Origin of the sequence: Paenibacillus sp. M-152 (assembly GCF_003856555.1) — a bacterium.
GTDB classification, from domain to species: domain Bacteria; phylum Bacillota; class Bacilli; order Paenibacillales; family Paenibacillaceae; genus Paenibacillus; species Paenibacillus polymyxa_C.
The window spans coordinates 5,637,851-5,649,778 of record NZ_CP034141.1; the positions used below are offsets into that span (position 1 = coordinate 5,637,851).

The 11,928-nt window shown below is 46.1% G+C and carries 8 protein-coding genes; 2 read left to right on the forward strand and 6 right to left on the reverse strand.

Annotation, left to right across the window (positions count from 1 at the left end):
- Positions 1–35 precede the first annotated feature (35 nt).
- Positions 36–2,294 carry an alpha-glucuronidase family glycosyl hydrolase gene (locus tag EGM68_RS24765; RefSeq protein ID WP_129550215.1) on the forward strand — a complete coding sequence of 753 codons (2,259 nt, stop codon included), beginning with the start codon at positions 36–38 and terminating at the stop codon, positions 2,292–2,294.
- 271 nt (positions 2,295–2,565) lie between these two features.
- Positions 2,566–6,156 carry a family 14 glycosylhydrolase gene (locus EGM68_RS24770; RefSeq protein WP_129550216.1) on the forward strand — a complete coding sequence of 1,197 codons (3,591 nt, stop codon included), beginning with the start codon at positions 2,566–2,568 and terminating at the stop codon, positions 6,154–6,156.
- Positions 6,157–6,337: 181 nt separating this feature from the next.
- Here EGM68_RS24770 and EGM68_RS26310 read toward each other — a convergent pair whose 3' ends face one another.
- The 6 genes from EGM68_RS26310 to EGM68_RS24795 all read right to left on the reverse strand — a co-directional run bounded on the left by EGM68_RS26310 (position 6,338) and on the right by EGM68_RS24795 (position 11,860).
- Positions 6,338–6,451 carry a putative holin-like toxin gene (locus EGM68_RS26310; RefSeq protein WP_010347020.1) on the reverse strand — a complete coding sequence of 38 codons (114 nt, stop codon included), beginning with the start codon at positions 6,449–6,451 and terminating at the stop codon, positions 6,338–6,340.
- 162 nt (positions 6,452–6,613) lie between these two features.
- Positions 6,614–7,351 (reverse strand): ABC transporter permease, encoded by a 738-nt coding sequence (locus EGM68_RS24775; RefSeq protein ID WP_129550217.1) that lies wholly within the window; start codon positions 7,349–7,351, stop codon positions 6,614–6,616.
- A gap of 28 nt (positions 7,352–7,379) precedes the next feature.
- A complete protein-coding gene (locus EGM68_RS24780) occupies positions 7,380–8,090 on the reverse strand; it encodes an ABC transporter permease (RefSeq protein ID WP_129550218.1) in 711 nt (236 codons plus the stop codon).
- Complete coding sequence (locus EGM68_RS24785; protein WP_016324887.1) at positions 8,083–9,009, reverse strand: ABC transporter ATP-binding protein; 927 nt, start codon at positions 9,007–9,009, stop codon at positions 8,083–8,085. The genes EGM68_RS24780 and EGM68_RS24785 overlap by 8 nt, the downstream gene beginning before the upstream one ends.
- 194 nt (positions 9,010–9,203) lie before the next feature.
- Positions 9,204–10,232 (reverse strand): NADH:flavin oxidoreductase/NADH oxidase, encoded by a 1,029-nt coding sequence (locus EGM68_RS24790; RefSeq protein ID WP_206099039.1) that lies wholly within the window; start codon positions 10,230–10,232, stop codon positions 9,204–9,206.
- 323 nt (positions 10,233–10,555) lie between these two features.
- The gene (locus tag EGM68_RS24795; RefSeq protein ID WP_040102576.1) at positions 10,556–11,860 is read right to left on the reverse strand and encodes an extracellular solute-binding protein; all 1,305 of its coding nucleotides are present in this window, start codon (positions 11,858–11,860) and stop codon (positions 10,556–10,558) included.
- Positions 11,861–11,928: the final 68 nt, after the last annotated feature.

An 11,928-nucleotide genomic window follows, 5' to 3' on the forward strand; every position in this document is an offset into this window, starting at 1 on the left:
CGAACCCTCACTCGCCCAAAGGAGGTTCAAATAATATGAGCAAGCGTATGGATATGCCTAAAGGGAGCGGCTATGACGCTTGGCTACACTACCACCGCGATCGTCTTATACAAAAAATGCCTGCTTGGTGCAGGGTCATCGTGGTTCATGACACAGATGATGAAGTGCTTCAGACAGCTGCGAGTGAGCTTCAGCAAGGATTGGCCTCTATGTTTGGACAGCAGCCAAAGATGAGTACCATTCCTGTCCATGTACCATTCGTTGCGCTGGGTACGTTCCAAGATCATTCATGTATTGCAGAACGATTTAGTGCAGAGGAACAGGCAGAAGTGAGCGCAGAAGGCTATCGAATTCGCGGGGTAGAGGCTAAGAAACTGGCTGATTCAACTGGTCAAGATCACGATGATATCAAAGGACAGTGCGTTATAATTGCGGGTCAGACCTCCAAAGGGGTATTATATGGAGTCTTTCACTTGCTGCGCTACTTGCAAGGAGGACTAGACGGGAAGCTGAAGCCCACTGCCAAGGAATCATTGCATGCTCCCAGTTTAGACCTATTGTCCAATCCAGCTAATCCGATACGCATGATCAATCACTGGGATAACATGGATGGTAGTGTTGAACGTGGATATGCCGGCGCATCTATTTTCTACAACAACAATGCCTTTACTACAAATATGGGGCGCCTTCGAGACTATGCCCGTCTACTTGCTTCTGTAGGCATTCAGGCGTTATCCATTAACAATGTAAATGTCCATCAGGTAGAAACCGAGCTGATAACAGATCGTTTTTTACCTGATGTAGCCAAAGTAGCTGCCATCTTTCGCGCCTATGGTATCCAAATCTACTTGAGCATTAACTATGCCAGCCCGATTCAGCTCGGCGGATTAACTACAGCCGATCCTCTAGACCCCGATGTCGCTGAATGGTGGAAGACCAAAGCACAGGAGGTTTACGCAGCCGTTCCCGATCTGGGTGGTTTTGTGGTCAAGGCCGATTCTGAAAATCGGCCCGGACCCTTCAGCTATGGACGCCACCACGCCGATGGAGCCAATATGCTGGCGGATGCACTACGGCCCTATGGCGGACGTGTGATTTGGCGTTGCTTTGTCTACGACTGCAAACAGGACTGGCGTGACCGCAAGACGGATCGGGCTCGCGCGGCCTTTGACCATTTTAAACCGCTGGATGGACTGTTCCGGGATAATGTCATTTTACAGATTAAAAATGGCCCTATGGATTTTCAGGTGCGAGAGCCTGTCTCCCCTCTGTTCGGCGCGCTGGAAGCCACTCAGGTACTGCTGGAATTCCAAATTGCACAGGAGTATACCGGACAACAAAGGCATCTATGTTACCTGGTTCCGCAATGGAAGGAAGTGCTCAATTTTGACACCTATGTACAGGGGAAAGGCTCCACCATCAAACGTATCGTGAGTGGCGCTTTGCATAGCAACAGCGAATCTGGTTCTCATCACAGGAAGGCTACTGTCCATGCAGGCAGCGGCAGTTTCCAGGAGGAGCCAACGAATCATGTTCCCAAGGGCACGAACTTTGGAATAGCCGCTGTTTCCAATATTGGTGCAGACACCAATTGGACCGGACATTTGCTCGCCCAGTCCAATCTTTACGGCTACGGCCGGTTGGCATGGGACCCGGATCTATCCACAGATGAAATCGCGGATGAATGGGTTCGGCTAACATTTAGCAATCAAGGCAAGGACTACGGCGATCCTGAGTTGATTCCTACTATTAAGCAAATGCTGCTCGATTCTTGGAATATCTATGAGTCCTATACCGCCCCTCTGGGGGTCGGCTGGATGGTCAGTCCCAATCACCACTATGGGCCGGATGTTGATGGATATGAATATTCGATGTGGGGCACCTACCATTTTGCCGATTGCTGGGGGATCGGGGTAGATCGGACGACTGCAACTGGAACGGGCTATGCAGGACAATATTTTCCTCCTGTTGCCGAAATCTACGAATCTACAGACACCTGTCCGGATGAGCTGCTCTTATTCTTTCACCATGTTCCTTATACGCACGTGCTCCACTCCGGCCAAACGGTCATACAGCATATTTATGATACTCATTTTGAAGGTGCCGAACGTGCGGCCCATCTCCAAGCAACATGGATTAGTCTGCGGGAGCATCTAAATGAATTGATCTATGAACAGGTGCTGACGCGGCTGCAGCATCAGGCTGAGCACGCCAAGGAATGGCGGGATCGGATCAATACGTATTTTTATCGCAAAAGTGGTATTCCCGACGAAAAAAATCGCCCTATCTATTAAGCAGATAGCCTCATGCGTTGCTTGCATACACACTGGGTTTTGCCTCCCCTTTCACGGGAATACCATAAAAGACACACGTCTTAATCAGACCTGTGTCTTTTTTCGCATGGTCTAATTTATGCACACGGTTGCTAACGCAAAATGTCATATTTGTCCACCCTGAGTGTGCAATAAATTCTTCTTTTTTATGCAACCGCTTGCTTTATACTATTTTTGTAGACGTTTACAAAATGTTGTCGAATTAGACTATGCTTTGGGGAGGATGATCGGTTTGACCTTGTATCGAAGTCTATGGAAAAAAGGGTGTATGCTTCTATTAAGCCTTGTGCTGTCTCTGACCGCCTTCATTGGCTCACCCTCTAATACGGCGAGCGCTGCGGTTGCAGATGATTTTCAAGCTTCCGTTATGGGACCGCTGGCGAAAATCAATGACTGGGGTTCCTTTAAAAAGCAGCTACAAACGTTGAAAAACAATGGCGTATATGCCATCACTACCGACGTCTGGTGGGGCTATGTGGAGAGCGCAGGAGATAACCAGTTCGATTGGAGTTACTACAAAACCTATGCAAATGCCGTGAAAGAAGCGGGACTGAAGTGGGTTCCTATCATCTCAACGCATAAGTGTGGAGGAAATGTAGGAGATGACTGCAACATCCCACTGCCAAGCTGGCTGTCGAGCAAGGGCAGTGCAGATGAAATGCAGTTCAAGGACGAAAGCGGCTATGCCAATAGTGAAGCCCTTTCCCCATTGTGGAGCGGAATCGGTAAACAATATGACGAGCTGTATGCCTCATTCGCTGAAAACTTTGCCGGGTATAAAAGTATCATTCCCAAAATTTATTTGAGCGGCGGTCCTTCCGGGGAATTGCGCTATCCGTCCTACTATCCAGCAGCAGGATGGAGCTACCCGGGACGAGGCAAGTTCCAAGCTTATACTGAAACAGCCAAAAATGCATTCCGCACAGCTATGAATGACAAGTACGGATCATTGGACAAGATTAATGCTGCTTGGGGCACCAAGCTTACCAGCCTTAGCCAAATCAATCCACCGACTGATGGGGATGGATTTTACACGAACGGCGGGTATAACTCCGTGTATGGAAAGGATTTTCTGTCGTGGTACCAAAGTGTGCTTGAGAAGCATCTAGGTGTCATCGGAGCAGCTGCCCACAAAAACTTCGATTCTGTGTTTGGTGTCCGGATCGGGGCCAAAATTTCCGGTCTGCACTGGCAAATGAACAATCCTGCCATGCCGCACGGCACAGAACAAGCGGGTGGATATTATGATTACAACCGTCTCATTCAGAAATTCAAGGATGCCGATCTAGACTTGACATTTACTTGCCTAGAGATGAGTGACAGTGGCACAGCACCGAATTATTCGCTGCCGTCCACCCTGGTTGATACCGTCTCCTCCATCGCGAATGCCAAGGGTGTTCGCCTGAATGGTGAAAATGCACTTCCGACAGGCGGTAGCGGCTTCCAAAAAATCGAGGAGAAAATCACGAAGTTCGGTTATCACGGGTTTACGTTATTACGCATCAACAATCTCGTCAACAATGATGGCTCACCAACCGGTGAGTTGAGTGGATTCAAACAATATATCATCAGCAAAGCCAAGCCTGACAATAATGGCGGTACAGGCAACAAAGTAACGATATACTATAAAAAAGGCTTCAACTCGCCTTACATTCACTACCGTCCGGCTGGTGGTAGCTGGACTGCTGCACCTGGTGTGAAAATGCAGGATGCCGAAATTAGCGGCTATGCTAAAATTACCGTCGATATCGGTTCTGCCTCCCAATTGGAAGCCGCTTTTAACGACGGCAATAACAACTGGGACAGCAACAACACCAAAAACTACTCCTTCAGCACGGGCACTTCTACGTACACGCCCGGTAATAGTGGCAATGCAGGAACGATCACTCCAGGCGCTCCATCGGGTGCGAATCCCGGGGATGGCGGCGGTACAACTAACAAAGTAACGGTATACTACAAAAAAGGCTTCAACTCACCTTACATTCACTACCGTCCGGCTGGTGGTAGCTGGACTGCTGCACCTGGTGTGAAAATGCAGGATGCCGAAATTAGCGGCTATGCTAAAATTACCGTCGATATCGGTTCTGCCTCCCAATTGGAAGCTGCTTTTAATGACGGCAATAACAACTGGGACAGCAACAATACTAAAAACTACCTTTTCAGCACTGGAACTTCTACCTACACACCCGGCTTGAACGGAGCTGCAGGATCTATCCGAACGGGGGCACCTTCAGGAAGTGCCGTCAGCGTAGTGACTTCCACCTACGCAACCGACCTCAACGAAGTGGCAGGACCTATCCAAACCGAAAAACTTTCGGGTGTATCCTTAAACGTAAGCACTTCTACCTACACACCCAATGTTAACGGAGTTGAAGTAACTGCTCAAACGGAGGCGCTTTCGAGCGCCTTCACCTCTATAGATCCGGGTACCCTCTCCAAGCCAACTCCCCTTGGCACAGACTGGAGCAAACAGAGCATTTATTTTATCATGACAGACCGTTTCAGCAACGGAGATACATCCAACGATAACTACGGTGGCTTCAATTCCAACAACAGCGATCAACGCAAGTGGCACGGTGGCGATTTTCAAGGTATTATTGATAAACTCGATTACATTAAAAATATGGGGTTTACCGCAATCTGGATTACCCCGGTAACGATGCAAAAGAGTGAATACGCTTACCACGGCTATCATACGTATGATTTTTATGCGGTTGACGGGCATCTCGGAACAATGGACAAGTTCCAAGAGCTGGTTCGCAAGGCACATGACAAAAATATTGCTGTGATGCTAGACGTAGTAGTGAATCACACAGGTGATTTTCAGCCGGGGAACGGGTTCGCCAAGGCTCCTTTTGACAAAGCAGATTGGTACCATCACAATGGTGACATTACAGGGGGGGACTACAACTCCAACAACCAATGGAAAATTGAAAACGGTGATGTGGCTGGACTGGATGACCTAAATCATGAAAACCCCGCTACCGCAAATGAGCTTAAAAACTGGATCAAATGGCTGCTTAATGAGACAGGCATTGACGGACTGCGGTTGGATACCGCCAAGCATGTACCGAAGGGTTTTCTAAAGGATTTTGACCAAGCCGCCAATACCTTCACCATGGGTGAAATTTTCCATGGCGACCCTGCTTATGTGGGGGATTATACCCGATATCTCGATGCCGCATTAGATTTTCCGATGTATTATACAATCAAGGACGTATTCGGACACGATCAATCCATGAGAAAAATCAAGGAGCGCTACTCCGATGATCGTTACTATCGCGATGCCCAGACCAACGGTGTATTTATCGACAATCATGATGTAAAACGTTTCCTGAATGACGCCTCCGGCAAGCCGGGTGCTAACTATGACAAATGGCCACAGCTCAAAACTGCTTTGGGCTTTACTCTGACGTCACGCGGAATTCCAATTATCTACCAAGGCACAGAGCAAGGCTATAGTGGTGGAGATGATCCCGCCAATCGGGAGAATATGAATTTCAACGCCAACCATGACCTGTATCAGTACATCGCTAAGCTGAACTCTGTGCGCAACAACCACCCTGCTCTGCAAAACGGCAGCCAAAAGGAAAAATGGGTGGACGACTCCTTTTACAGTTTTCAGCGCTCTAAAAATGGCGACGAGGCCATTGTATTTATCAACAACTCCTGGAATAGTCAAACCCGCACGATTGGCAACTTCGATAATCTGTCCAACGGAACCCGCCTGACCAACCAGCTAAGCAACGACTCCGTTCAGATTAACAACGGTTCGATCACTGTGACTCTTGCTCCAAAGGAAGTTAAAATTTTCACCAAGTAAACAGCGGCATTCAGTTACATTGGTTATTCAGATGTGCTAAAATATTTTATAGAAGGATACACTAAAAAAGAGCAAGGATGCTGGTAACATCCCTACTCTTTGGCAACAGCCGCTTTGAAGAGCGGTCGGCTGAAAAGGGCTAGCTATTAGAAATAGACCGTGTTCCCCTCTCCAGGGCGGTCTATTTCTTTTTGTTTTGGTTCAGCGCAATAACAATGGTAACGATTAATCCGATCAACGCTACTAGTAGCGTGCCGAACATCATCATTAATGTCAGAGCATCTTTAACCTCCACAGGCATCACCTCCCTTCCGGGAGACTTAGCCGACCGCCCACCTAAGCCATTCTGTTGTTACTGGAATTATAGCACGTAAATCCGTCCTTAAGCGACAACATTTTACAGCTTCATCCAGCTAATCTTATATGGACACTCATCGTTCTTTGCTGCTTACACATTCTACTGTGTCTCTATACGGGTATAGCTTCTCAACGCCAAAAAAAGTCCCAGCACAAAAATGAAACAAATACTGATGAGCCCTCCAGAGACATTCGTGTATGTTCTCCCAAGCGTGCCATGCGGAGAAAACAATACGGGTACGGTCCATGGATAAAAGGTATTCCCCGGTGTATTAACCAAAACAAAGTTTAAACACATAACCGTACACATTCCCATAATAGCAGGCACAAATTTTTTCCAGCGAATGGCGAAGAACGTGATGGTCGGAATGAGCATAGCATGCATAATAATCATTTTAGTGAAGATTCCAAGCTGATACATAACGATTTCAAAGGTTAGCGATCTGGTCGTAATTAACATACCCAATAGAGCAGATAGTACAAATGCCAACAACAGGCTAACAGCGATATACATGTAAATAACGAGCAACTTACTGAAGTAAATCCGAGTTCGTCGAACCGGGTTTGCGAACAGGGCAATATGGGTCTTCTCTTGATATTCTCTCGCATAGATATAGCAGGTCAAAATGTAGTAACTCATATACCCAGTTATTAAATTAATGGAGGATACCAAATCCATAAAGTAATCATTCCACCCGTTACGCTCCAAGGAAAACTTGGGACTTACAGCGAAAGTACTAAAAGTTAAAGATACGGTTATAATTAAGATAAACACACTTAGAAAAAGAATTTTGGTTCCTTTCAGCTTCAAGCATTCTGCTTTGAACAGGGCAAGCATATTAACCCTCCTTTCAAAAAATTCTCCATTAGTCTTTTCTTTGATATGTCCATATAGATAGAAACAATCCAAGAAGAAAAGTTAAGGATAAACTCAACCACGCTATGAGAGTATTGACGTGTATGATCGCACTTCCTTCATTGGGCGACAAAAGATAGGGCACAATCCAAGGGTACCATTCACTTTTGTATATAAAATTCAAAAATATAGCAGTACAAACTACGAGCACAACCACCATGATGCTCTTCCAACGTATAGCAAAAAAAGAGGCGATCGGGATTAACATCACATGCATCACACACATTTTAGCAAATACTTGGATTTGGTATACCCAGATAGCCATCGTTAAAGGTCGATCTGTAATGCACATGCCTAATAAGGCGGATAAAAACAGAACGAAAAATAAGGATACAATAATAAATCCATAAACAACGGTCAATTTACTAAAATAAAATTTAACCCTAGTGACAGGCGTGGTAAACATAAACAGATGCGTATTTTCCTGATACTCTCTTGCAAAAATATAACCAGTTAAAATGTAATAGCTGATAAATCCAGCTGCGACATTGACGAAGAGAACTATGCCCTCGAAATAGTAGGTCCAACCCCTTTTATCAATTGAATATCTATAAAAAACAGCGCTTAAAGCGAATTCCAACAGGACAACAGCCAACAATATTATAAAACTTAACAACAAAACTTTAGAGCCTTTAAGCTTAATAAGTTCAGCTCTAATCACGTCGCCCACCCTCTCCTGAAATGAGAGCCAAAAAATATTCCTCTAGCGTCTGCTTTGTGGTGTGTATCTCATAGACTGAAAACTGATGATCTATTAACTGCTTATTTAACGCAGCTGTATTCTCAATCTGACTATGAATTCTTAGTTGTTGTGGGGATATCACATTAGATTGAAGCTGCTTTATGTGCTCTTGTAGAAACGCTTGTACTGCTTTTGCATCCTCTACCTTTAGATCTGTATATTGCTCAAAACCTTCCTCCAACTGACTCAGTCGATCTTCCGCTAACAGTTTTCCATTATGTATAATCCCGATGTGTGTAGCTAACTGCTGAATTTCGCTCAAGATGTGGCTGGAGATAAGAATCGTTTTTCCATCTTCCTCGCACAACTTCTTTAATAGCTGACGAATTTCCTTAATTCCTGACGGGTCTAGTCCGTTCGTCGGTTCATCTAATATAAGCAACTCAGGATCATGAACAAGTGCCCTGGCAATTCCTAATCGTTGCTTCATTCCTAGGGAAAAATCCTTAAACTTCTTCTTCCCCGTATGCTCTAACCCCACCGTAGTTAAGGTTCGTTCAATTCTCCCATCATCCTTCACCCCCATGTACGTACAGCAGATTCTCAGATTATCTCGTGCACTCAGATTTTCGTATAAACCTGGTGTTTCGATAATGGTACCTATTTTTGAGAAAATAGAAGGATAGCTTTTCTCCAACCGCTCGCCAAATAAAAAAACCTCCCCATTTGTAGGCTCAACCAGCCTCATCAGCATGCGGATGGTTGTCGTCTTTCCAGCTCCATTTTCACCTAGAAAACCGTAGATACTGCCCTGTTCTACATGTAAGGAAATATCGTCTACAGCTATCGACATCCCAAACTGTTTGCGAAGCTTTTTTGTTTCTATAACATACTGCATTTTTTTCTTCCTCCTACTCCTATACACACCAAATATAATTATTATACAGACTGTACTATCCACAAAATGTAAAAACAATCACATTTATTCATTTGCCAATCATTATCCCGATAAAACAAAACAGGCACCCGACGAAGCGTACACTTCGTTGCAGGTGCCTGTTTATATATAAACAACGTGGGATTACTTAGGCCTCAGTAGCCACGTTGATATTGTTTAGGTACGGAAGGCTTTTCGCCACGCAGCGCCACCGCTGCATGAATCGCCCAATAAGGATCTCGCAGCAATCCGCGTCCCACAGCGACCAGATCGGCATCCTCATTGCCGATTACAGACTGCGCCAAGGCTGGGTCATCCAGTATACCGACGGCGATTACTGGGATGTTTAGCGCCTCGCGGATTTGGCGAGCAAACGGCACTTGGTAGCCCGGATAGTTGCCTGGCTTTCTGGCTCCAGCCGGGCCTTCTCCACCCGAGCTGACATGGATCACGTCCACGCCCGCAGCCTGATATGCTCGGCTCAGCTCAATGGCATGATCCACATCGTATCCACCATCTACATATTCCACCGCGCTGATGCGGAAGATTAACGGCATACCCGCAGGCATTTCCTTGCGTACAGCCTGGATAACCTCAACGCCGAAACGGGATAAATCCTTACCATACTCGTCATCCCGCTTGTTCGTAACTGGCGAATGGAATTGGTGAATCAGGTAACCATGTGCACCGTGAAGCTCAATCGTATCCACGCCCGCTTGAACCGCCCGGCGGGCAGCATCTGCGAATTTTTGCACCATGCCACGCACTTCCTCCGTGGTCAGTGCGCGCGGCTGTTTATAATTCGCATCCGGATATGCAATGGCCGAAGGAGCCACCGGCTCCGCTGCGTCCTCAGCTTTACGGCCTGCATGAGCAATTTGAATGCCCACCTTGGCCCCGTGCGCATGAATACCGTCGACCAGCTTTTTATAAGCCGGGACATGCTCGTCTGACCAAAGTCCCAAATCATAATCCGTAATCCGTCCATCCGGTTCCACGTCCGTCATTTCTATAATAATCAGACCCGTGCCTCCGATAGCTCTGCTCAGGTAGTGAACATGATGCCAATCATTCGGAATTCCGTCCTTGGCCGTCACCGAGTATTGGCACATTGGGGCCATGACCACACGATTTTTTAACTCCAAATCTTTGAGTGTATACGGTGTAAACAACGAAGTCTTCAAAACGCTCATCTCCTTTTTTTCATCTCTACCACATAACTAAAAAATGCGTTCCAAATTACACGGTCTATTATAAGCATAATCGGCACGGTCCAAACGAAACAAAGAGATTCCCCCAACCGGGGTATCCCTTCGTATTTGCACTGTGCAGTCATTATGTATATCGTAAAGTTGTATATATTGCACACAATCTATTATCCACAACTCAATAACTTTTTGCAAGTAAATATTTAAATATTATTAAATATTTTTTTGTCTGCATTTTTGACGGCTCTTAGCAATAACACAAAAAGACGCCCGTAAGGGCGCCTCTGTGAAAACTAGTCTTATTGCGCTGAGCCTAATTGAACCCATGCCTTCTCAATCTCTGCAACCGCCTGATCCTTGTTCATGTTGCCGCTAATATAAGCTTGCATCAGCTCGCCAAACTTTTGGTGGAATGTATCCAGCGAGTAGTTGACAGACAGATCACCAGACTTCGACGTTTTCAAAATGCTTTCCATTTCCTTAGGCATTTCCAGATCAGGAAGCGGTGCATCCTTAATTGGAGGAATCACCTTCGCTACCTGGGAGAACCAGTTCTTACCGTATTCCGAAGTGTACAGCCAGTTGAAGAATTCAATTGTTTCCTTCGATACTTCGGAATCCTTATTGATACGCAGCGCCTGATCTGCACCGGTAATGATGACCGATTGATCCGCTTTGTCACTCACCGGATATCCCATGATGCCAATCTTGAGATCAGGGTTAATTTTCTTGATCGCTTCCTCATCCCACGCACCTTTACCCGTCATAAATGCAGCTTTTCCAGATGCAAAATCACTTACTCCCGCATTGCTGTCCCGTTCCAGCGGCTTATCTGTGCCATGTTTCACCGTCAAATCAATGAAGCTAAAGAAGTTGTTGTACAGCACGGGGTAGTCCTTGATTTTTGCTTTACCTGCGATAAAATCACTAACGAGCTGCTTCGACTCCACGCCTGCATCCTGTGCGGCAGCATCTACATAGTGCATGAAGATGTGCTTCCATACCCACCACTCTTTATATGCGTTCGCAAATGGAGTAATGCCCTTCGCCTCCAGCTTGGTAACAGCATCCTGCATCTCTGCAATCGTCTTTGGCGGGGAGGTTATCCCAGCTTTGGTAAGCAAATCTTTGTTGTAAATCAACGAAAACAGGTTCCCCTTCACCGGGAGTCCGAGCACCTTGCCGTCACTGGAACTCATATTCGCCCGGACAGCATCCGTCATGGCTGCTGCCAGCGGTTCATTGGTCAGATCGGCGCTATAATCAGCATAGGTGTCGATGTCGCCTCCGGCTGTGGTCTGGAACACATCCGGTGTACTACCTGAAGCTATTTTTGACTTGAGAATTGTGTTGTAGTCTGCCTGCATGATCTCCAGATTGATCTTCACGTTAGGTTTGACCTTCTTATACTCCTCGATATACGCGTTAAAAGCATCGGTATACTCCGGTGAGGCTGTAAACATATTTATTGTAACCGTTTTCAAATCTTCTTTGCCGCCAGTGCTTTCTTTAGCCGCATCTGTGCCGCCGCTACCTCCACATCCGCTCAACAAACCGACCGTCAAAAGCAAACTGCCGGATAACGCCATCATCTTCTTTAACATGGATACTCCCCCATCTGTTTGTGATCAACGCCCATGCGCTCATTCTAAAAAATATGGTCCAATTTAAA